At 41.9% G+C, this 21,144-nt stretch carries 30 protein-coding genes and 5 pseudogenes; 28 read left to right on the top strand and 7 right to left on the bottom strand.

The annotated features are described in order from the left end of the window. Positions 1-166 precede the first annotated feature (166 nt). From ACQY1Y_RS13790 to ACQY1Y_RS13725, 14 genes and pseudogenes are all read left to right on the top strand, one after another. Positions 167-232: pseudogene (locus ACQY1Y_RS13790) on the top strand (4-Cys prefix domain-containing protein); the annotation flags it as partial. A 136-nt stretch (positions 233-368) separates the two neighbouring features. Further along, positions 369-434: pseudogene (locus ACQY1Y_RS13785) on the top strand (4-Cys prefix domain-containing protein); the annotation flags it as partial. A gap of 197 nt (positions 435-631) precedes the next feature. Next, positions 632-2,059, top strand: a complete 1,428-nt coding sequence (locus ACQY1Y_RS13780) for a GUN4 domain-containing protein (protein ID WP_430012959.1) — start codon at positions 632-634, stop codon at positions 2,057-2,059. Between the two features lie 48 nt (positions 2,060-2,107). Beyond that, positions 2,108-2,320, top strand: coding sequence for a type II toxin-antitoxin system HicA family toxin (locus tag ACQY1Y_RS13775; RefSeq protein WP_430012958.1), 213 nt, complete (start codon positions 2,108-2,110; stop codon positions 2,318-2,320). Then, entirely contained in the window at positions 2,320-2,526 is a 207-nt protein-coding gene (locus tag ACQY1Y_RS13770; protein WP_002769524.1) for a type II toxin-antitoxin system HicB family antitoxin, read from the top strand. Before ACQY1Y_RS13775 ends, ACQY1Y_RS13770 begins: the two co-directional genes overlap by 1 nt. 407 nt (positions 2,527-2,933) lie before the next feature. Then, on the top strand, positions 2,934-3,350 hold the full coding sequence (locus tag ACQY1Y_RS13765) for an aspartyl protease family protein (RefSeq protein ID WP_430012957.1): 417 nt from the start codon (positions 2,934-2,936) through the stop codon (positions 3,348-3,350). A gap of 163 nt (positions 3,351-3,513) precedes the next feature. Then, positions 3,514-3,747: a DUF433 domain-containing protein gene (locus ACQY1Y_RS13760; RefSeq protein WP_002775448.1), complete on the top strand. Its 234-nt coding sequence runs from the start codon at positions 3,514-3,516 to the stop codon at positions 3,745-3,747. Beyond that, positions 3,744-4,118 carry a DUF5615 family PIN-like protein gene (locus ACQY1Y_RS13755; protein ID WP_002733650.1) on the top strand — a complete coding sequence of 125 codons (375 nt, stop codon included), beginning with the start codon at positions 3,744-3,746 and terminating at the stop codon, positions 4,116-4,118. The genes ACQY1Y_RS13760 and ACQY1Y_RS13755 overlap by 4 nt, the downstream gene beginning before the upstream one ends. Before the next feature lie 413 nt (positions 4,119-4,531). Then, positions 4,532-4,753 carry a DUF2283 domain-containing protein gene (locus tag ACQY1Y_RS13750; protein ID WP_002769518.1) on the top strand — a complete coding sequence of 74 codons (222 nt, stop codon included), beginning with the start codon at positions 4,532-4,534 and terminating at the stop codon, positions 4,751-4,753. A 36-nt stretch (positions 4,754-4,789) separates the two neighbouring features. Then, positions 4,790-5,044: pseudogene (locus tag ACQY1Y_RS13745) on the top strand (hypothetical protein). After that, entirely contained in the window at positions 5,019-5,165 is a 147-nt protein-coding gene (locus ACQY1Y_RS13740; protein ID WP_238560409.1) for a hypothetical protein, read from the top strand. Before ACQY1Y_RS13745 ends, ACQY1Y_RS13740 begins: the two are co-directional and overlap by 26 nt. 49 nt (positions 5,166-5,214) lie before the next feature. After that, positions 5,215-5,535 (top strand): DUF6883 domain-containing protein, encoded by a 321-nt coding sequence (locus ACQY1Y_RS13735; RefSeq protein WP_024968524.1) that lies wholly within the window; start codon positions 5,215-5,217, stop codon positions 5,533-5,535. A 12-nt stretch (positions 5,536-5,547) separates the two neighbouring features. Then, a complete protein-coding gene (locus tag ACQY1Y_RS13730; protein ID WP_002731660.1) occupies positions 5,548-5,784 on the top strand; it encodes a DUF4926 domain-containing protein in 237 nt (78 codons plus the stop codon). 210 nt (positions 5,785-5,994) lie between these two features. Continuing rightward, complete coding sequence (locus tag ACQY1Y_RS13725) at positions 5,995-6,990, top strand: DNA cytosine methyltransferase (protein WP_430012956.1); 996 nt, start codon at positions 5,995-5,997, stop codon at positions 6,988-6,990. A 109-nt stretch (positions 6,991-7,099) separates the two neighbouring features. On the opposite strand, the gene ACQY1Y_RS13720 is transcribed toward ACQY1Y_RS13725, so the two are convergent. Then, complete coding sequence (locus tag ACQY1Y_RS13720) at positions 7,100-7,750, bottom strand: restriction endonuclease subunit R (RefSeq protein ID WP_430012955.1); 651 nt, start codon at positions 7,748-7,750, stop codon at positions 7,100-7,102. A 284-nt stretch (positions 7,751-8,034) separates the two neighbouring features. On the opposite strand from ACQY1Y_RS13720, the gene ACQY1Y_RS13715 reads away from it, so the two are divergent. The 9 genes from ACQY1Y_RS13715 (at position 8,035) to clpB (ending at position 14,815) form a co-directional block, all read left to right on the top strand. Beyond that, the gene (locus ACQY1Y_RS13715; RefSeq protein ID WP_069474594.1) at positions 8,035-8,421 is read left to right on the top strand and encodes a Pepco domain-containing protein; all 387 of its coding nucleotides are present in this window, start codon (positions 8,035-8,037) and stop codon (positions 8,419-8,421) included. Then, on the top strand, positions 8,421-9,902 hold the full coding sequence (locus ACQY1Y_RS13710) for a GUN4 domain-containing protein (RefSeq protein WP_430012954.1): 1,482 nt from the start codon (positions 8,421-8,423) through the stop codon (positions 9,900-9,902). Before ACQY1Y_RS13715 ends, ACQY1Y_RS13710 begins: the two co-directional genes overlap by 1 nt. A 41-nt stretch (positions 9,903-9,943) precedes the next feature. Continuing rightward, positions 9,944-10,156, top strand: a complete 213-nt coding sequence (locus ACQY1Y_RS13705; protein ID WP_002775450.1) for a type II toxin-antitoxin system HicA family toxin — start codon at positions 9,944-9,946, stop codon at positions 10,154-10,156. Continuing rightward, the gene (locus ACQY1Y_RS13700) at positions 10,156-10,362 is read left to right on the top strand and encodes a type II toxin-antitoxin system HicB family antitoxin (RefSeq protein ID WP_002792160.1); all 207 of its coding nucleotides are present in this window, start codon (positions 10,156-10,158) and stop codon (positions 10,360-10,362) included. The genes ACQY1Y_RS13705 and ACQY1Y_RS13700 overlap by 1 nt, the downstream gene beginning before the upstream one ends. A 161-nt stretch (positions 10,363-10,523) precedes the next feature. Next, positions 10,524-10,724 carry a hypothetical protein gene (locus ACQY1Y_RS13695; protein ID WP_016516387.1) on the top strand — a complete coding sequence of 67 codons (201 nt, stop codon included), beginning with the start codon at positions 10,524-10,526 and terminating at the stop codon, positions 10,722-10,724. Then, positions 10,718-10,930, top strand: a complete 213-nt coding sequence (locus ACQY1Y_RS13690) for a hypothetical protein (protein WP_002743287.1) — start codon at positions 10,718-10,720, stop codon at positions 10,928-10,930. The genes ACQY1Y_RS13695 and ACQY1Y_RS13690 overlap by 7 nt, the downstream gene beginning before the upstream one ends. A 34-nt stretch (positions 10,931-10,964) precedes the next feature. Beyond that, positions 10,965-11,189, top strand: coding sequence for a type II toxin-antitoxin system RelE family toxin (locus ACQY1Y_RS13685; RefSeq protein ID WP_036397062.1), 225 nt, complete (start codon positions 10,965-10,967; stop codon positions 11,187-11,189). An 81-nt stretch (positions 11,190-11,270) separates the two neighbouring features. Then, positions 11,271-11,480, top strand: coding sequence for a DUF6887 family protein (locus ACQY1Y_RS13680; protein WP_002734197.1), 210 nt, complete (start codon positions 11,271-11,273; stop codon positions 11,478-11,480). A 716-nt stretch (positions 11,481-12,196) separates the two neighbouring features. Beyond that, complete coding sequence (gene clpB / locus ACQY1Y_RS13675) at positions 12,197-14,815, top strand: ATP-dependent chaperone ClpB (protein WP_069474593.1); 2,619 nt, start codon at positions 12,197-12,199, stop codon at positions 14,813-14,815. A gap of 619 nt (positions 14,816-15,434) precedes the next feature. Here clpB and ACQY1Y_RS13670 read toward each other — a convergent pair. Next, a complete protein-coding gene (locus tag ACQY1Y_RS13670; RefSeq protein WP_016516390.1) occupies positions 15,435-15,563 on the bottom strand; it encodes a histidine phosphatase family protein in 129 nt (42 codons plus the stop codon). A 136-nt stretch (positions 15,564-15,699) separates the two neighbouring features. Then, positions 15,700-17,121, bottom strand: coding sequence for a pyruvate kinase (gene pyk, locus ACQY1Y_RS13665; protein WP_430012953.1), 1,422 nt, complete (start codon positions 17,119-17,121; stop codon positions 15,700-15,702). Between the two features lie 211 nt (positions 17,122-17,332). Between pyk and bchM the strand changes: the two genes are divergently transcribed. The 5 genes from bchM to ACQY1Y_RS13640 all read left to right on the top strand — a co-directional run bounded on the left by bchM (position 17,333) and on the right by ACQY1Y_RS13640 (position 20,095). Next, positions 17,333-18,025 (top strand): magnesium protoporphyrin IX methyltransferase, encoded by a 693-nt coding sequence (gene bchM, locus ACQY1Y_RS13660; RefSeq protein WP_430012952.1) that lies wholly within the window; start codon positions 17,333-17,335, stop codon positions 18,023-18,025. A 3-nt stretch (positions 18,026-18,028) separates the two neighbouring features. Next, positions 18,029-18,796 carry a 3-methyl-2-oxobutanoate hydroxymethyltransferase gene (gene panB, locus ACQY1Y_RS13655; RefSeq protein WP_430012951.1) on the top strand — a complete coding sequence of 256 codons (768 nt, stop codon included), beginning with the start codon at positions 18,029-18,031 and terminating at the stop codon, positions 18,794-18,796. Next, entirely contained in the window at positions 18,789-19,283 is a 495-nt protein-coding gene (gene msrA, locus ACQY1Y_RS13650; protein ID WP_149987320.1) for a peptide-methionine (S)-S-oxide reductase MsrA, read from the top strand. Before panB ends, msrA begins: the two co-directional genes overlap by 8 nt. A gap of 51 nt (positions 19,284-19,334) precedes the next feature. Further along, positions 19,335-19,643, top strand: a complete 309-nt coding sequence (locus ACQY1Y_RS13645; protein ID WP_002732196.1) for a carbon dioxide-concentrating mechanism protein CcmK — start codon at positions 19,335-19,337, stop codon at positions 19,641-19,643. Positions 19,644-19,747: 104 nt separating this feature from the next. Then, positions 19,748-20,095, top strand: coding sequence for a carbon dioxide-concentrating mechanism protein CcmK (locus ACQY1Y_RS13640; RefSeq protein WP_002733188.1), 348 nt, complete (start codon positions 19,748-19,750; stop codon positions 20,093-20,095). 67 nt (positions 20,096-20,162) lie between these two features. Here the strand turns inward: ACQY1Y_RS13640 and ACQY1Y_RS13635 are convergent, their stop codons facing one another. The 4 genes and pseudogenes from ACQY1Y_RS13635 to ACQY1Y_RS13620 all read right to left on the bottom strand — a co-directional run. Then, positions 20,163-20,408 (bottom strand): hypothetical protein, encoded by a 246-nt coding sequence (locus tag ACQY1Y_RS13635; protein ID WP_002775412.1) that lies wholly within the window; start codon positions 20,406-20,408, stop codon positions 20,163-20,165. Between the two features lie 43 nt (positions 20,409-20,451). Further along, a pseudogene (locus ACQY1Y_RS13630) lies at positions 20,452-20,586 on the bottom strand (element excision factor XisH family protein); the annotation flags it as partial. A 4-nt stretch (positions 20,587-20,590) separates the two neighbouring features. Continuing rightward, a complete protein-coding gene (locus tag ACQY1Y_RS13625) occupies positions 20,591-20,776 on the bottom strand; it encodes a hypothetical protein (protein WP_002734259.1) in 186 nt (61 codons plus the stop codon). After that, positions 20,752-20,889: pseudogene (locus ACQY1Y_RS13620) on the bottom strand (ISL3 family transposase); the annotation flags it as partial. The gene ACQY1Y_RS13625 and the pseudogene ACQY1Y_RS13620, both read right to left, overlap by 25 nt. Between the last annotated feature and the right edge of the window lie 255 nt (positions 20,890-21,144).

Here is a 21,144-nt window from a genome sequence, read left to right as displayed (position 1 = left end):
AATACTGGGTCGAAAATGGCTTAATTCGACTGAAAAAGCGAAACCCAACCACCCCAAAGGTTACTCTTTGTTGGGTTTCCTTGCGTCAACCCAACCTACAATAATTGCTACCTGTCACCTCTTTTTCTATAATAAGTGTTAATCTTTCCATACTTGTCAAACGGCTATGAGTCTCTGTCTCAATCCCGATTGTTCGCACAAAAACACCCCCACGGATAAATTCTGTCATAAGATAGAGCCTCGTAGGTTGGGTTGAGCGAAACAATACTGGGTCGAAAATGGCTTAATTCGACTGAAAAAGCGAAACCCAACCACCCCAAAGGTTACTCTATAATAAGTGTTAATCTTCCCATACTTGTCAAACGGCTATGAGTCTCTGTCTCAATCCCGATTGTTCGCACAAAAACACCCCCACGGATAAATTCTGTCATAAGATAGAGCCTCGTAGGTTGGGTTGAGCGAAACAATACTGGGTCGAAAATGGCTTAATTCGACTGAAAAAGCGAAACCCAACCACCCCAAAGGTTACTCTTTGTTGGGTTTCCTTGCGTCAACCCAACCTACAATAATTGCTACCTGTCACCTCTTTTTCTATAATAAGTGTTAATCTTCCCATACTTGTCAAACGGCTATGAGTCTCTGTCTCAATCCCGATTGTTCGCACAAAAACACCCCCACGGATAAATTCTGTCATAAGTGCGGTTCTCAATTACTGCTCAGAGAACGTTATCGAGCGCTAAAATTAATCGGTCAAGGGGGTTTTGGTAAAACATTTCAAGCGATAGATGAGGATAAACCTTCAAAACCCTATTGTGTGATTAAACAATTTTTCCCGTCAGCACAGGGAACAGGAACTTTACAAAAAGCAGCAGAATTATTTAAAGAAGAAGCGATTCGTTTAGATAGTTTGGGAAGATACCCACAAATCCCCGAACTTTACGCCTATTTTACCGCTAATGACGGGCGACAATATCTCGTTCAGGAATATATCGAAGGACAAAATCTCGAACAAGAATTAAAAGAGGAAGGAGTATTTAACGAAGCCAAAATTAAACATCTTTTGTCAGAGATTTTACCGATTCTAGAATTTATTCATAGTAAACAAGTAATTCATCGCGACATTAAACCCGAAAATATTATTCGCAGAAAAAGCGATAATAAATTGATTTTAGTGGACTTTGGCGCAGCAAAATTTGTCAGTCCTTTAAATCGTTCCATGACGGGAACAATTATCGGTTCTGCGGAATACATCGCACCAGAACAGGGAAATGGTAAGGCAGTTAATGCCAGTGATTTGTATAGTTTGGGTGTAACTTGCATTTATTTATTAACTGGAATATCTCCCTTTGATTTATTCGATGGGGGGGAACACCAATGGGTATGGCGACAGTGGTTGGTTAATAATCCTGTTAGTAATGATTCAGGGAATATTCTGGATAAATTAATCGAGTTTGGCACGAAAAAACGCTATCAATCCGCTTCGGAAGTGTTGCAAGCTTTGCAGATAAAAACATCGGTTTCTATACCCCAGACAACTATTCAAAAACCCGTTAATCCCGTTATTTCCGTTCCCCAAACTCCCCCATCTATTCAGCTTAAAAGTGCCAAAGGAATCGATTATCGGAAATTAGAAGATTTACTGAAACGGCAGCAATGGAAAGAAGCGGACGAGGAAACTGCAAGAGTGATGCTACAGGTAGCTAACCGAACAAAAGAGGGATGGCTACGGGTAGAAGATATCGATAATTTTCCCTGCGAGGATTTGCGAACCATTGACCAATTATGGGTTAAATATAGTGGCGGTCGCTTTGGTTTTTCCGTGCAGGCGAAAATCTACCGCGAACTCGGTGGGACGCGGGAGTATAATGAAAGAGTTTGGGACGCTTTCGGAGATAGAGTAGGCTGGCGAGTGAATGATAGCTGGATATCACTGGAGGATGTTACTTTTGACCTAAAAGCACCCCTAGGACACCTCCCTGCGGGTGTTTTTGCTGGAGGGGTGTTTTGCTGGGTGCTGGGGGGGGAAGGAGTATTTCTTCTCTCGCGTCGAGACTTTTAAAATGTAACATATAAAGGTTACAGCCAATTTTTAAGAATCAGATATAACATGAAAGTTAGAGATGTAATTAGATTACTAGAACAAGATGGATGGTATTTATCGAGAACAAGGGGAAGCCACCGACAATTCAAACATTTTCTGAAATCAGGTTTAGTTACTGTTCCGGGTAAGCTGTCCGATGATTTAGCGATTAAGACTTTACGGAGTATTTTCAAACAAGCTCAATTGAATAAATATCTAGAAGAAGGAGACAATAACTAATGCGTTACGCGATTATTATCGAAAAAGCTGAAAATAACTATTCCGCTTATGTTCCCGATTTACCCGGTTGTGTTACTACAGGTAAAACCCTAGAGGAAATCGCAGAAAATATGAAAGAAGCAATTCAATTTCATCTAGATGGATTACAAGAGGAAGGGCTGCCAATTCCCCAACCAGCCACCTATTGCCAGTATATCGAAGCGTAACCGATCACCTGCATCCTGTCCGCAACTTTTATCTGTTAACATGGAACTGTAAACATATTGCCAACGCTCAAATTCAGATCTTGTAGGTGGGGTGGAACGAAACAATACTGGATCGAAAATGGCTCAGTTATGAGAAATTTGCACGGTGAATAGATAGCTTTATGAGAAAATGGAAAGGTAATGCAATCCTCTAAGCCAGATGACTATAGCAGAGCTATTCCCTACTTTGAGAAGTCTGCCTCGTGCAGACAAGTTGAAGGTGATGCAATTTCTGATAGCAGAACTAAGTAAGGACGAGGAGCCAAGCCTACAGCCAGGAGCAACATATTTACTCTCGTCGCCGCTTAATTCACACGCAGCGGCGCAGAAACTTGCTCAACTCCTAGATTCGGAACAAGCAACGCACAATGCGTAACGCCCAACGATTTAACTTTACCGAAGGATTCGATGGGTTTGGTGTCCCCGATGCCTTGCCTCAACTACCTATATCTCTGACATACCAAGATAGCTCGGTAGAGTTTTCAGCACTGTTAGACACGGGTGCAAGTGTTAATGTCTTACCGTACAGCGCTGGAGTTCAACTTGGTGCGATTTGGGAAGAGCAGACAACCTCTGTCATCTTAGCTGGTAATTTGGCTTCGATGGAGGCGCGAGGTTTACTGGTTTCGGCACAGATTGGTAATTTCAACCCAGTTCGGCTGGTTTTTGCTTGGAGCTTGTCTGATAATACACCTTTACTACTGGGTCGGATGAATTTTTTTCTAGAATTTGATGTCTGCTTCTATCGTTCACAACTTGTTTTTGAAATCTGCCCTAAATCCTAAAATACACTGCGATCGCCGATTTTGTAGGGTGCGCCCGATGGCGTAACGCACCTGAGATTAATTCTGATTAATTGCCAATTCATTGCCAACACAAGAGTTAAAGCGATAACAATTCATTGCTGTATGTAACAATATAAGAGGAGTTTATCTCAGGAGTTCCACAGTGATTAAAGAGCTAGACCGTATTACCGTTAATCCACAAATATGTCTTGGACAGCCAACGATTCGAGGAATGCGTATCACTGTGGGATTTGTTCTGAAACTGTTGGCTAGTCAGTTATCTATTCAGGAAGTCTTAGAGGCTTATCCAGAGTTAGAGGAGGAAGATATTCGTCAGGCTCTTAATTATGCAGCTTGGGCTGTATCCGATTATATCGTTAGCTTCACTTCGGCATGAGTAGTCTGCGTTTACTGGCTGATGTTCATATCTCCCCTTTGACAGTTGCGGCTTTAAGGTTACAGGGCTACGACATAGTACGCACTACAGACTTTTTACCTGCCACTGCTGCCGACGCGGAGATTTTGGAACTTGCCAGAGTGGAAGGTCAAGTTATTTTAACACAAGACTTAGACTTTTCCCTGCTGGTAGCCCTCAATAATTATGGACTGCCTAGCTTGATTACATTACGGTTATCTTCTGCCAGACCTGATGTAGTTGCTCAAAGGCTTCTAGATGTTTTACTGACTGTGGAAACGGAACTGACAGAAGGTGCGGCAATTACTATCAGCGATGACTCTGTGCGTGTTCGTAAACTTCCAATTCGATGAACCCGCACCTCAAACGATGTCAGACAAAGAAGTAGAAACGATTTTCAAGGAAAAATTAAATCAAATAATTGAGTAATAGAAATCGTGCGTTATGCGATTATTATCGAAAAAATTGATAGGGTTTCGATGCCTGTCACAGGTTGCCGATATAATATTGGTTGGATAAATGAAAGAAGTTCGATTTAGTGAGCATTCTAGAATCAAATTGAATTTGCTATCCGCTCGTGGAATTTTTATCACTCCTGAATTTATCCTCGAAACTGTACAATTTCCTGACAAAATAGAAATCTCTGAAGACAACAAGCGAATCGCACAAAAAAAGTTCAATGATAATTTAGTGATTCGAGTAGTTTATCGAGAATTCAGTGCTTTTTTCTTAATCATCACCCTTTACCCTGGTAGGATATCCCGATATGAACAAGATACACTATAGCCCAGATGTGGATGCTTTATTAATTGAGTTAAACAATAATCCAATTGCTTACGCAGAGGAGGAAGGGAAAACAATATTACATTATTCCGAGGACGATCAGTTAGTTTTAATCGAGATTCTAGATTTTGGTTGTTCTCTATCGGAAGATGCTAGACAAGAACTGGCAAAATCCATATCTTCTCGTGAATCGATTAAAATATAGTTATCGATTAATATCCATCTCACAACAATTTAAATCATGAAAGGTATTCAGTATATTGTCGATGAAACAGGAGAAAAAACAGCAGTTGTTATCGATATAAAAGAATGGGGTCAACTGTGGAATGAGTTTTATCAAAATTTACTCGATCGCTCTCCTGTAAATGAAGACTGGATAAATTGATCGCCTTTTCGAGAAAAATTAGATCAAGCTCTGGCATGGAATGCTAATCATCCACCGCAGTTATCAAATCTAGAATCCCTAGCCGATTGCTGTTCAGATTCCCATTGCTGAATTTGAAAAAATCGAAGAAATCCTAGAGGATTACGGACTAGGAAAACTCATCGAAGAAGTTGAAAATGATCAAATCCTAGACAAAGAAAAAGCCTGGCAATACTGCCCGCATATACTGTAAAATCTATTTTATAGAAGTCTATAAAGAAATTGGCTAAATTACAATATAAATGCCTTATTTAAATCCCAATGCGACAATCCCACCAGCTAAATTAACCCGGTATTTGCTAGTTTTACAACCCAAAGATGATAAATCAGGCTTTCTGGCACAAGCAGGATATAATTTAGACAACTGGCAGGTATTGGAACAAGATTTAAGACGTATTCTTCTCAACGAGGCCACCTTAAATAAACAAACAAAGTTCGGTGATATTTATGAAATTAAAGGACTTTTACAAGGGGTGAACGGGATAAACTTACGAGTCTCTACCTATTGGATTATCGACTCACTTACGAAAGAAACAAGATTTGTGACTTTATTACCAGATTAAAAGAGTTAGACTATGAAATTTGATATGTTTTCCGAAGTTCAATTAACCGAAGATTTGCCAGAATCTAATTTGTCTCGTGGCACTCACGCGATTATCGTGGATTATTGTCCTCGACCCGAAGGCCAAGAGGATGGCTATGTTTTAGAAGTGTTAAATAATCAGGGAAAAGCCTATACAGTTATCGCTGTAGAAGTTTCCAAGATTGAATCAATTCAAAATCTTAAACAGGATGAATTTCAAATTATATAATTCTGTTATTCTTCGCTGTGATTTCCTAGAAAACTGAGGTTCAAGAAGCTTAACCCACCATCATTTTTTTGTGTATGTCTCCAGGGATGACGACTGTTTTCAGTTTGTTACTCTCAAGCGCCAATGAAATATTTACCGTCCGCTCTTTGGTGAAATTTGAATAAGTTAAAATCAAAGATAATATCCCTATCGCTACAATCTCAACTATCGATGAATCTCCTGAAAGATAGTAAAAAAATTCGTTTTATTGACCTCTTTTGTGGTTTGGGAGGGTTTCGAGTGGCGATTGAACAAGTTTGTCGCCAAAAAAACTTAGAATCTGATTGTGTTTTTTCCTGTGATATAGATAAAGATGCTCAGGCAATTTATCAGGCTAATTTTGGCGACCAACCCCGGGGAGATATTACCGAAATCGCTGCCCTAGATATTCCCAATCATGATATTTTAATGGCGGGATTTCCCTGTCAACCCTTTAGTATTTGTGGTAATTTAAAGGGATTTGAAGATACCAGAGGCACGCTATTTTTTGAGATTGCTCGCATTTTAAAAGCCAAACAACCCGCAGCATTTATTCTGGAAAATGTCAAGCAATTGCAGGGACATCAACAGGGAAAAACCTTGCAAGTTATTCTCGATACTTTACAAGATTTAGATTACTATACCGATTATCGGGTTTTGAATGCGCTTAATTTTGGTTTACCGCAAAAACGGGAACGGATTTTTATCGTTGGTTTCCGAGAAACTAGGGGTTTTATCTGGCCAAAACCAGCTTTATCTAGAACAAGTTTAACAGAAATCTTAGAGGAAAATGTTTCGGATTTTTATTATGCTTCCGAAAAAATTCAAAAAAGTCGCCTGCTGAAAAGAGAGGGAAAAAAACCTTATAGTGAACCGACTATCTGGCACGAAAATAAAGGAGGAAATGTCAGCGCTTATCCCTATTCCTGTGCCTTGCGAGCAGGAGCATCCTATAATTATTTGTTAGTGGATGGGAAAAGACGCTTAACAGCAAGAGAAATGCTCCGTTTACAAGGTTTTCCCGATGATTATCAAATTGTCGGCAGTTATCAAACTATGCGAAAATTAACCGGTAATAGTGTAGCGATTTCCTGCGTAGCTGCTGTGGTTAATTCTGTAATCGAGTCTTGGTTAGATATTGAGCAAGCATCAACTAATTCATTCTCGTTCAATCGACACCTTAATTAAGTTTATTTTTGACTTAGGAGTTTTAGATAGTGGTAATTATTCAAGACGCTTTTAATTCCCTATATAGACAGTAAAATACTAGGAGATTATAGCTTGTTTGAGTCCTAATTTATATCTCTAAAATTAGCTGACCCATTGCCTTGAGAATTTGGAGCAGATTAATTGCTGATTCAGGATACATTAAATTAAGTTCTGGCATTATCTGATAAGTGGGGTTAGTTTCTTGTCTGAGATAGACGAACATATATTGTAAGCCATTAGTCGCTAATCCCCAAACTGAGGGTTGTCTTTCTAAGCTATTGTAGGCATAAGTCAATAATTGAGGTAATCCCTGACGCACTTCGATTCCACTCTCTTTAGCTTCAATGACTAAAATCCAAAAAGGGATATCATTGACAGTTGCTATCGAATTATTCACCGTGACAATATCAAACCATCCGCTAATAGTTTTATCTTCATCCACAAGGATAATATTATCAATCCCTTCTTCAACCCTAATCTTAATCGGATAACGATAAAAACCCGCTAACCACAATAGGGGAAATAGGGTTAAAACTTTAACTTGTCCTTCTGATGCTTTATCTTCCATCAAATAGGGTCGAAAATCGTTGCGGATTTGAACAAGTTCTAATTTTTCTGCGTCGCTGACGGTTTCCAATGTTAAAAGCTCTGTAAATGAAACATCCTCAAGCTTTTCTTGGAAATGGAGATGACGTTGAACATCCGCAAGGGTTAGTTTACTCGTTTTGAGGGTCAGCATTGATTGAGCAAGCAGTACAGCGCTGTTCCGATTGTAGCGGAAAATAGGTTTCTCGGCTGTTCTTGCTAACAAAATAAGCCAAGACAGAAACATAAATTTAACAATAAAGTTGCTGGGTGGGGTGCGGATTGTTAATGTTGGTTTTTTAAAAGAATTGGTTGCCTTCTAACGCACTTTACACTCGTCGGCCTTTTTTGGGACTATTAACCCCTATCTCTATAGGTGAGTTAGCAATGGGTAACTAGAATAATAAAGGAGAACCATTGCCGAAAAACGAGAACGCTATGCCAGAAGAAACCATTTGGATTATCACCGCAGAAGATACCCCCGTCACCCCCGATAAAGATGCCAAAGGAAACGACACCTATGACAATCCCTGGGACACGAGGAAAATTATCACCGAAGCTGCGACTCGCGGCGTAAAAGTGAGCATAGAGAAGCTAGAGACAGAACTCTCCCATTTTCTCCAGCTTATCGGCAAAGTCTTCAATCAAGCACAGAAACAGGTCAACCAACAAACCGGTTTTAAACTCGATGAAGTAGAGCTTTGCGTAGAGATTACCGGAGAAGGTGAAGTAAAATTGTTAGGGACGGGGATTAAGACTGGCACCAAAGGCGGATTAACCTTAAAATTCAAGCGAGACGAGAAAAACACACCGACTGCAGACTAATGGCGAACTGGGGATTATTTATCGGGATAAATCAATACAAGCGCTTGAAACCGCTCAAATGTGCCAAGCAGGACGCGGTAGAGATGGCGCGTTATTGTCGTGACGAAATTAATTTTGACGAAGTTTTCCTGTTTACCGATGAGTCTGACCCAATAACCGCGCCGAATGGTTCCCAACAGGAGACAAAACCGACGTACACAAACCTAATGGCTTTCCTGCAAGACTTTTTCGAGTCGCAACGCTTAGAAACCGGCGATAATTTCTGGTTTTTCTTCAGTGGTCACGGATTACGCCATCAGGGACAGGATTACCTCGTTCCCAGCGAGGGACACCCGACCTTAATCGAACAGACGACCATTCCCCTCAATTACGTTACCCAACGTTTACGGAGATGCGGTGCAGATAATATCATTCTCTTTCTCGATGCCTGTCGCAACGAGAACGATTTTAGCAATAAATCCGTAGGCTGGCAAAAGCAACAGGGAGTGATAACCATCGCTTCCTGTAGTCCGACGGAGGAATCCTACGAAATTCCCGAACTACAACAGGGTTCCTTTACCTATTCACTTCTAGAGGCTTTACGAATCCAAGGGGAAAATAACTGCGCTACAGTAGAAAGACTCTGTAATCGTCTCCGCGAAAGGATTCCAGAAATCAACCGACAACACAACAAACCCCCGCAAACTCTCCATTCTATTGTCGAACCGCATTATAAAAATCATCTGATTCTGTTACCGAAACAGGCAAAGACTCCCGATATAGAGTTATTGCGAGTGGAAGCTTTAGAGTTGGAAGTGGAGGGAAAGCTAGAGGAAGCGCGACAGTTGATGAGACGAGTTCTGGCTTTGGATACAACCAGACCTAAATACTGGCAAGATTACGACAGAATTAATCGAAAATTAGCACAACAACCCGTCCCACCTTCCCCTAAAACGGAACCGATAAATGGCGAGTCGGCGAAAACGATAACAGAAACCCCGAAACCCGCAGCACCGCCAGAAATCGAACTTAAAAGCGCCAAAGGAATCGATTATCGGAACTTAGAAGATTTATTAAAACGGCAGCAATGGAAGCAAGCGGACGAAGAAACCGTAACAGTGATGCTACAGGCTGCCAACCGAACAAAAGAAGGATGGCTACGGGTAGAGGATATCGATAATTTTCCCTGCGAGGATTTGCGAACCATTGACCAATTATGGGTTAAATATAGTGGCGGTCGCTTTGGTTTTTCCGTGCAGGCGAAAATCTACCGCGAACTCGGTGGGACGCGGGAGTATAATGAAAGAGTTTGGGACGCTTTCGGAGATAGGGTAGGCTGGCGAGTGAATAATATCTGGATATACTACAAAGATGTTACTTTTGACCTAAAAGCACCCCTAGGACACCTCCCGGTTTTGTGGTTTAGGGAGATTTTGATGGGGTTGGTTTTTGTTGTGGTAAGGGGGGTATTCTTCTCTCGCGTCGAGACTTGTAAAATGTAACATATAAAGGTTACAGCCAATTTTTAAGAATCAGATATAACATGAAAGTTAGAGATGTAATTAGATTACTAGAACAAGATGGATGGTATTTATCGAGAACAAGGGGAAGCCACCGACAATTCAAACATTCTCTGAAATCAGGTTTAGTTACTGTTCCGGGTAAGCTGTCCGATGATTTAGCGATTAAGACTTTACGGAGTATTTTCAAACAAGCTCAATTGAATAAATATCTAGAAGAAGGAGACAATAACTAATGCGTTATGCGATTATTATCGAAAAAGCTGAAAATAACTATTCTGCTTATGTTCCTGATTTACCCGGTTGTGTTACTACCGGTAAAACCCTAGAGGAAATCGCAGAAAATATGAAAGAAGCAATTCAATTTCATCTGGATGGATTACAAGAGGAAGGTCTGCCAATTCCGCAACCAGCCACCTATTGCGAGTATATTGAAGCGTAACCGATCACCTGCATCCTGTCCGCGACTTTTATCTGTTAACATGGAACTGTAAACATATTACTAATGCTCAAATTCAGAAAAAACTTCTCAATATATGCGCGGATTTCGGCTACAAATTACCGCTAATCTGTACACCTTACGAGTTAATGGGAGAATGAGCTATGTGGGAAGATGAAATACTCGAAGAAATTCATAAGATTAGAGAAGAACACGCCAAGTCTTTCAACTACGATATAAAAGCGATTTGCGCCGATTGGAGGGAGAGACAAGCGAAAAGTGGTAGAAAATTAGTTCGGTTAAATACCGCCCAAAACATGACAAAAAATAGCGAAAATGATACTATTGAGAGAACCAAATGCTAGAAATTAACAAAAGCTATGTATTAGACAAAGATCAAAAGCCGATTGCCGTTCAAATTCCCATTGCTGAATTTGAAAAAATCGAAGAAATCCTAGAGGATTACGGACTAGGAAAACTCATCGAAGAAGTTGAAAATGATCAAATCCTAGACAAAGAAAAAGCCTTACAATATTTAGAATTGCTTAAAAATAAAAATGTAGAAGGTTGAATACAACAAGAGATTTTTAAAAGAATTAACCTCTTTGCCAAAGCACATACAATCTCGTATTGAGTTGATCGTATTTTACCAGTTAGAAACTGACAATCCTTTTGAATTAGACTATCTCGATAAAATGAAAGGACATAAAGATAAATATAAAATTAGAGTTGCAGATTATAGGATTGGCCTGACTATTGATAAACCCAATCAAACCATCATCTGTCAACGAGTCGCACATCGTAGAGAAATTTACAAAACTTTTCCTTGATAGAAAAATACCGCTATCTTTATCTGTCAATTACTTTCTAATCATTTTAATCGATGAACAGGGAAATTGGAACTTTGAATTATGAAAAAATCACCTTCAGAAATGACTAACGCAGAACTCCGTCAGTATCTTTCGGAACATCGAAACGAAGAAGCTATTTTTAGTGAAGCACTGGAAGTATTATTAAGCCGAAAAAAAGACGGGTTTAACTATCCCGCACCTCAAACGATGTCCTATAAAGAAATAGAAACGATTTTCAAGGAAAAATTAAATCAAATAATTGAGGAATAGAAATCGTGCGTTATGCGATTATTATCGAAAAATTGCGATCGCTGATCTTGTAGGGTGCGTTAACGTAGTGTAACGCACCGCTAACTTTAATCATCGTGGGTTATCAATCAAGATAGATTATGATCTGAAATAGCAAACAGTACAAACCCTTGAATTTCCCATGACATTGACAACTGAGGATACTCAAGACAACCAACAACAGATACTCACTGAGTTACGAGAATTAAAAAAGTAACTTGAGCAATTTAACTAAAAATTCGATAACTATCAAAAAGCTACACAATGGGTAGTTCAGTTAGCATTTAGCTTAATTGCAGCCGCTACTGTAACTGTGATTGTCTCAACTGTGCTAGGTAATACTAAATCCGTTGAGTATAGGCTACATATCAGGATAGGCAAGAGGAGGAATAAATAATCAGTCTTTAATAACCGGATTTAGTAAGTACCTAAGCAAAATTAATTATGCAAGAACTCTAGTAATCAGTGGACATCTTCAATAATTAAGATTTTAGCTTGGTTGAGAGTTTGAACATTTGTACTAAAATTTCCAAGACGCAGTTTAAATCCCTGACAGCTTATAAACTTGAAACTTTAGCCGCTTAAATCGCACCATTGAGGGGAAATCCCCCTTAACTAGGTACGGTAAGCCCCTAGGAGCCGACGAACTGGTCAATCTAGAATAATCTCTAGAGTATAAAAGTAATCTCTTATAGAAAATGCAGCCAACCAATCCACAACAATTTACAGAAAAAGCTTGGGAGGCAATCGTCAAAACGCCGGACATTGCCAAACAGAACAGCCAGCAACAAATCGAAAGCGAACATCTAATGAAAGCCCTTCTTGAACAGGAGGGATTAGCGGGCAGTGTCTTTAGTAAAGCTAATATTAGTCTAGCCCGTTTGCGGGATCGAACCGATGACTTTATCCGTCGTCAACCGAAAATCTCTAACCCCGGCGACTCGATTTATTTAGGTCGTAGTTTAGATAGTTTACTCGATCGAGCGGAAAATTATCGCCGAGAATTTGGAGATGACTTTATCTCGATCGAGCATTTAATTTTAGGTTACGCTAAAGATGATCGCTTCGGGAAAAATATTTTTCAAGAATTCGGACTTACCGAAAACAAACTCAAAGAAATTATTCAACAAGTCAGAGGTAGTCAAAAAGTGACCGATCAGAATCCAGAAGGCAAATACGAAGCCCTAGAAAAATACGGACGGGATCTAACCCAATTGGCACGGGAAGGTAAATTAGACCCAGTAATTGGACGAGATGACGAAATCCGTCGCACCATTCAGATTCTCTCGCGTCGGACTAAAAATAACCCGGTTTTAATCGGGGAACCGGGAGTAGGAAAAACCGCCATTGTCGAAGGATTAGCCCAGCGGATTATTAACCGTGATGTACCAGAATCTCTGTTAGATCGGACTCTCATTTCTCTTGATTTAGGCGGCTTAATTGCGGGAGCAAAATATCGCGGAGAGTTTGAGGAAAGATTAAAAGCTGTCCTCAAGGAAGTCACCGATTCCCAAGGCAATATCATCATGTTTATTGACGAAATTCATACCGTTGTCGGTGCGGGAGCCACTCAAGGGGCAATGGATGCGGGCAATTTATTAAAACCAATGTTAGCCCGGGGTGAATTGCGTTGTATTGGGGCCACTACCCTCGATGAATACCGCAAATATATCGAAAAAGATGCGGCGTTAGAAAGACGCTTCCAAGAGGTTTTAGTAGATGAACCAAATGTGGTCGATACTATTTCGATTCTTCGCGGTCTTAAAGAACGTTATGAGGTGCATCATGGCGTAAAAATTGCTGATAATGCTTTAGTGGCAGCGGCACTGCTTTCTAATCGTTATATTAGCGATCGCTTTTTGCCCGATAAGGCCATTGATTTAGTTGATGAAGCAGCGGCCAAATTGAAAATGGAAATCACTTCTAAACCGGAAGAACTCGATGAAATTGATCGCAAAATTCTCCAGTTAGAAATGGAAAGACTTTCCCTACAACGGGAGTACGATCCAGCTTCGCGAGAACGGTTAGAAAAGTTAGAAAAAGAACTGGCTAACCTCAAGGAAGAACAATCGGGATTAAATGCCCAATGGCAAGGAGAAAAAGAGATTATCGATAGAGTTCGTGGAGTTAAAGAAGCGATCGAACAAGTTAATCTAGAAATTCAACAGGCCGAACGAGATTATGACTATAATCGTGCCGCCGAATTAAAGTTCGGAAAATTAACCGATCTGCAGCGGCAAATGTCCGCCCTAGAAACCCAATTGGCCGACAAACAAACCACTGGTAAAAGTTTATTAAGGGAAGAAGTTCTCGAATCGGATATCGCCGAAATTATCTCGAAATGGACGGGAATTCCTCTCAATAAATTAATCGAATCGGAAAAAGAAAAACTCCTCAATCTGGAAGACGAATTACACGAAAGTGTCATCGGTCAAGAAGAAGCGGTCACAGCCGTAGCCGAAGCGATTCAACGTTCCCGCGCTGGTTTATCAGATCCCAACCGTCCCACGGCCAGCTTTATTTTTCTCGGTCCGACGGGTGTTGGTAAGACAGAATTAGCGAAAGCTCTAGCACGCAATCTCTTTGACACGGAAGAGGCTCTAGTTCGCATCGATATGTCGGAATACATGGAAAAACACAGCGTTTCCCGTCTCATGGGTGCGCCTCCGGGATACGTCGGCTACGATGAAGGAGGCCAATTAACCGAGGCAATCCGGCGTCGTCCCTACTCTGTCATCCTCTTTGATGAGATTGAAAAAGCCCATCCCGACGTTTTTAACGTTATGTTACAAATCCTTGACGATGGGCGCTTAACCGACTCTCAAGGTCATCTGGTTGATTTCAAAAATACCATCATTATTATGACCAGTAATATCGGTTCTCAATACATTTTAGACGTGGCTGGTGATGAGTCTCGTTACGAGGAAATGCAGGCACGAGTGATGGAAGCAATGCGGAATAGTTTCCGTCCCGAATTTCTCAATCGTATCGATGAAACGATCATTTTCCATAGTTTACAAAAAGCGCAACTGCGATCGATTGTCAAACTACAGACAGCCAATCTCAGCGACCGCTTGATGGAACAAAAATTAGCCCTGAAACTTGCCGATATTGCCCTCGATTATCTAGCAGAAATTGGTTACGATCCAGTGTACGGTGCGCGACCCCTAAAACGGGCAGTACAAAGATATGTGGAAACTCCGATCGCTAAGGCAATTCTGCGCGGCGAATTTAAAGGGGGAGACACGATTTTTGTCGATGTGGCCGATGAAAGATTGACCTTTAAACGGTTAGCTTCCCCGGTAGTAACTGCTTAATTAAGTAGGGTTGGCTGAATCTTATTGGAAGCCTTACTAGAAAACGGTTTTGGGACTTTTTTAGTCAAAAAAGTCCCAGAGACAAACGTTGAGAAATCGATCCGAGGGACTTTAAAACCTTGCACTTTCCGGAGGCGAACGCAAAGCGCTCGCCAGATGAAATTGAGAAACTAAGCCACGAAACTACCATTTTGCCAACTGTGTGGCTTCTAAATTCCCCCTGGGGACTTTTTCAGCAAACCCTAGATCGTGATATTGGCCTCTTTCAGTTTACAGGCAGCGATCATCGGAAATTTTGGGTCTGAAACCCCGCCGTTCTAGGTTGGCTTTACGTTAGAATTAAAAGGCCAGTCTCGAAAACCAAGTGGACGGCGCAGCACCTTGAAAACTCGGCTTAGGGGGTTCCGACCAGAAAAGCTTGGCCGGGTAAAAAGTCGCGCGCAACAAGTACAAGAAGCTATAGGCGGTCAACGTACCGTGGGACACACGGAATCGGGCTTCTGAAATGGGGCGAAAGTCTGTGGACTCTGTGTAAGACAGTACATGGTTTTTTAACTGTGGTATGCGACGGTGGTGGAAGCAGAAACTTAAATCGTGAGGTTTAGGAATCGCCGCACTTTTAGGGCGGCGAGGATGTCAAGGCTTCAGCCCTACCGCGTTCACTTAAGGGAACATCGACCCATGCAGTGAATTTATTGGCCGCATTCCAAAGACTTTGGCCGTGACGAATTAATACAAGTTTTGACATGGGTTTTCTTGGGAAGTGGGGTTTGGGGAAGTGGGGAAGTGGGGTGTGGGGTGTGGGGTTTGGGGAAGTGGGGAGAATAAATAGAAATAATCTCCTGTCTCCTGTCTCCTGTGTCCTGACTCCTGACTCCTAGAACTTAGGGAATCCTGTGAATTTTGAGGAAATTAGTGCCTTTAGTTTTCTGCATGGGAATTCCCGCCATAATCAGGATTTTATCGCCGGATTGGGCTAGATTTTTCTGAAGCAGAATTGATTCCGTTTGCTTTAACACATCCTCAAAGACGGACACCTGATGATCAAGAAGAATCGGGATCACACCCCAGACTAGATTGAGACGGTGATAGACTCGTTTGTTGGGAGTCATGGCAATGACAGGAACCGAGGGACGTTCCTTAGAAGCCAGTAGCGAAGTGTAGCCAGAGGTGGTAAAAGTGACAATATAACGGAGATCAAGGGTTTGATCGATCGCCACTAAAGCCTCACTGAGAGCGTGAGTTTCATCGGACTGATTGGGGGGAGCATTATCAAACTTCACATCCGCTTCCACATCATGGGCGATTTTGGCCAACATAGCCACAGCTTTGACGGGAAAATCTCCCACTGCTGATTCCCCCGATAACATCACCGCATCGGTTCCATCGATAATCGCATTAGCCACATCACTAGCCTCGGCCCGAGTCGGTCGGGGATTGTGAATCATGCTTTCTAACATCTGGGTGGCAGTGATGACGGGAATAGTTTTCATGTTGCAGAGTTTGATAATGCGTTTTTGCAACATGGGGACTTTTTCGGGACTTAATTCTACCCCCAAATCGCCCCGGGCCACCATAATTCCGTCACATTCCTCGATAATTGACTCCAAATTTTCGATCGCTTGCGGTTTTTCAATTTTAGCCATCACTGGCACATCCCCATGATTTCTCTCGGCTAAAAATGCCTTAATCGCCTTGATATCTTCTCCTTTACGAACAAAACTAAGGGAAACCCAATCAACCCCCTGAGCAAGACCAAATTCTAGGTCTTGTTTGTCTTTTTCGGTCATGGAAGGTAAGCGCAAATTGAGACGGGGTAGATTAACTCCCTTGCGACTCTTGAGAATTCCTCCCTCCAATACTTGACATTTTAGGTTTTTTCCGTTAATTTCAACGATTTTTAGCTCTAATAAGCCATCATCAAGGAGAATTTGCTCACCTAACTTGGCTTCCTCGGCCAGATAGGGATAATCGATCGAAACGGTGTTCGCTTCTCCCCGATACTCATCCATGGGGACAAGGGTGAGATAATCGCCGTCGTTGATGGTAATCGAACCATTGGGGAGATTACCGACGCGAATTTTCGGCCCTTGTAAATCTTGCAGGAGAGTGATAGGATTGTCTAATTCTTGAGAAATTTGCCGTAAAAGGCTAACAACTCTCGCATGATCTTCGTAGCTACCGTGGGAAAAGTTTAGCCGCGCTACATTCATCCCCGCACCGATCATTTCCTTGAGGACTTCTGGCGAATTACTGGCAGGGCCGATCGTGGCTACGATCTTAGTTCTATGGGTAATAATTGACATGGAACCCTTACTAATCGATCTTGGGACGATTACATGATATTCACTTTAGGTTAACTAACGGTGAAGCGAAAAACAAATTAAGCTTTTCCACAGACTTGCCATCGCTCCCGGTCCTCTCCTGAGCAGTCAGGAGTCAGCTATCAGCAGCAACCGTTGAGAGCTTTCACGGTAGGATAAACTAATAACCATCTCCGCTCGTTTAGATTTCCTTATGACCAACACATTAGACGATAAAGCCATAGTCAAGGACTATTTTAACGCCACGGGATTCGATCGCTGGCGCCGGATTTATGGGGATGGCGAAGTTAACAAAGTACAAAAAGATATTCGCATCGGTCATCAACAGACGATCGATACCGTTATCGGTTGGTTAGAAAGTGATGACAATTTGCCTAATCTCTCGATCTGTGATGCTGGTTGTGGAGTCGGTAGTCTTAGTATTCCCCTTACTAAAGCGGGCGCAACTATTTTCGCCAGTGATATTTCTGAGAAAATGGTGACAGAAGCCAAGGAAAGAGCGTCCAAAGAGTTAGCAGATACCGGTAAACTCACCTTTGCCGTTCAAGATTTAGAAGCATTAACCGGCCAATATCACACAGTCATCTGTCTTGATGTTCTCATTCACTATCCCACAGAAGAAGCCTTAGGCATGATTAAACACTTGGGATCCCTAGCTCAATCCCGTTTAATCCTCAGTTTTGCCCCTAAAACCTGTTTATTAACCATTCTCAAGAAAATTGGTCAATTTTTCCCCGGTCCGAGTAAAACCACTCGCGCTTATCAACACAAGGAAAAAACTATTATCGCCGCTTTAAACGAAAATGGCTTTAAAATTGAACGGACGAGTATGACTAGCACTCGTTTCTATTTTTCCCGTATCCTCGAAGCTGTCCGCAGTGAATAAATAATGACAGTCACCACCAGCAAATTAATCGAGTGGAAACAGCAAAAACGCGCGATTGTCACCCTCACAGCTTGGGATTATCCGATCGCGCGACTGCTCGATCGGGCAGGAATTGATATTATCTTGGTAGGTGATTCCTTAGCTATGACCGCTTTGGGCTATCCTACCACTTTACCGATCACCCTAGAGGCGATGATTCACCACGCGGCGGCCGTGTCTCGCGGGGTAAAACAAGCTTTAGTTGTCTGTGATTTGCCTTTTCTCAGCTATCAGGAAAGTGTCAGTCAGGCAATTCACTCGGCGGGAAGGATGTTAAAGGAAGCGGGAGTGCAAGGGGTAAAATTAGAGGGAGGTTATCCCGCTATGATCGAGACTATTAGCCGTTTAACCGAGATAGGCATCCCTGTTATGGGTCATATCGGATTAACTCCCCAGTCGGTCCATCGGTTAGGATACCGTCAGCAGGGAAAAACTCCATCGGAGGCACAAAGATTAATTGAGGAAGCTTTAGCCTTGGAGAAAGCGGGAGTATTTGCCCTGGTTTTGGAACATATTCCCGCCAATTTAGCCGCTACTATTACCGATAAATTGACTATCCCGACGATTGGTATCGGTGCGGGGGAAGATTGTGATGGTCAGGTGTTAGTAACGGCGGATATCCTAGGATTAACCGAAAAAGCTCCCCCTTTTGCCAAAGTTTATGCTAATTTAAGCGAGACAATTACAAAAGCAGTGGTAGAATTTGCCAAGGATGTGAGGAGAAATGAATAGCGGCGAAAAAGCCACCTTTGGGGCCGGCTGTTTTTGGAAAACCGAGGACGCATTTCGGCGTTTACCTGGTGTTTTAGCCACTTCTGTGGGTTATATGGGGGGAAATTTTCCCAATCCTAGTTATCTCGATGTCTTATCGCGAATTACCGGTCATGCGGAAGTGGCACAAATTGCCTATAATCCCCAAGAGATAAGCTACGAGGCGTTATTAGCCGTTTTTTGGTCAATTCATGATCCGACTCAGTTAAATCGCCAAGGACCGGACAGAGGAGAACAATATCGATCGATTATTTTTTATCACACCCCGGAACAAAAGTTAATCGCCACTGCTTCCAAGCGTCAACTACAACTATCGGGAAAGTTTCAGCAGGATATCGTTACTTTGATCGAACCCGCAGGAGATTATTATCTGGCCGATCAGTCCCATCAACAGTATTTGGAGAAAAAACAGGCTCGATCGGTCGCGGATTTCCAGAAGAAAATATAAATACAGGTTCGGGGTATAATGTAAAGTTGCTTTCGCAGGAGATCAGGAAAAATGCCCGAGGCGGTCGGAGTCATTCAAACGTTGGGTTTTCCCCCCGTTTTAGCGGCGGCGGATGCCATGGTTAAAGGGGGACGAGTCACCCTAGTTTATTTTGATCTAGCGGAAAGGGGCGAATTTTTGGTGGCGATTCGCGGTCCGATTTCCGAGGTTAAACCAGCAGTAGAGGCAGGATTAGCGGCAGCGATGACCGCTTTTGGTGGCAATGTGGTCAGTCATTACATCGTACCGAATCCTCCAGAAAATGTCCTGGCGGTTTTACCAGTGCAGCATACGCCTAAGTCGGACCGTTTTCGCAGTTAATTTCCCTAGCGATTAGCCCCAAACTAGACTATAGTTAAAGACTGGAAAATAGATTGGATTCTATCAATTGAACTTATCTGATTTTTGTTATTAGGAGTTAATTTATGACAGCCCAACCCGCGGTGGGATCGATCGAGACAAAAGGTTTCCCCGGTATTCTAGCGGCCGCCGATGCGATGGTAAAAGCAGGACGGATCACGATTGTTGGTTATTTAAGGGCAGGAAGCGCCCGTTTTACCCTCAATATTCGTGGGGATGTACAGGAGGTAAAAACCGCTATGGCTGCCGGCATTGAAGCCGTCAATAAAACCGAGGGGGCAGCTTTAGAAACCTGGGTAATTATTCCCCGTCCTCATGATAACGTGGTGGCTATTTTACCGATCGATTATAGCGAGGCAGTGGAACCTTTTCGCGCCGCCGCCGACGGTGCGATGGCACCAATCCGTCGTTAATCTTCAAGGTCAATTTTTTGTTACTGGTTGGAACTTGTCTAGTTCCAACTTAGTTTTTAGGGATGATTTAAGTTTTAGTCAGAAAACCGAATTTGATAATTGCTGCAACAGTTGCACCGATAACAGTGACTATCAAAGCCCATATTTGAGCCGTTGCCCTTTCTTTCAAGTCTTTGACATCTTCTTTGAGTTGGGAAACTTCGGCCTCTATTTTCGGTAATACTTCTAGTTTTGTTTCGATTCGCTCTAACCGATTGTCAAGTTTAGCGAGAATATCTTTTAAGTCAGTTTCAATGATAATAGGGTTACTCATGGGGAGATTCTTCTTTTGGGGACTAGGGGGGATTAATTTGTGTTAACAGTTCCTCTGCTAGATCAATAAACAAGTCTTTTTTGCCAATTTTAAGACTTAAGGGATCATCGGTAACTATCCAGCCATCTTTGATTAGGGCGTGTTTTACACAATCATGGAAAATATCTTTGGCAGGCATTTTTTTATGGTTCGGCGATCGCGTTATTTAGCCAGTGACCAATAGTCTCGATTAGGTTGGGACGGATAGAGGGGAATTTTTCTGACTTGAAGCAACGTGCTAGTTGATTGATTCTTAAAAAATCAGTATCTTGAGTAAAAATCACGCGACCATTGGATAAAGCAAATTGCAATTGTATTTCATCGGACATTCAATTGTTTCATTTAAAAGAGCAAGCTTTAGGAAAATTGTCTGAGCAATTTTTTGATAATTGACCACTGTTACATTTGGTAAATCGAGGAGTTGATCAAAATTTATCCACATAACCCACCTCCTGTTCTGTTTTACTATTATATACCATGCTCACACAGAACCTAGAAGAGCCATGATTGGTTATCTGCTATGAATAATAAGCTGTCCGTGTATTTAAACTGCTTGTTGAGATGAGACAAGGGGCAATAGTAAAGGGATTGGGGGAGATTGTTGCTAATCTAAGGATAGGCGGTTAAAATGCGTCTTAGCTTATAATGTCCAACTGGCAAAGCATTAAACCACCATCACTGCTACCGAATCACCAGC

This window comes from Microcystis ichthyoblabe FBCC-A1114 (assembly GCF_050500245.1).
GTDB classification, from domain to species: domain Bacteria; phylum Cyanobacteriota; class Cyanobacteriia; order Cyanobacteriales; family Microcystaceae; genus Microcystis; species Microcystis ichthyoblabe_A.
This window is presented reverse-complemented; position numbering and strand designations above follow the sequence as displayed.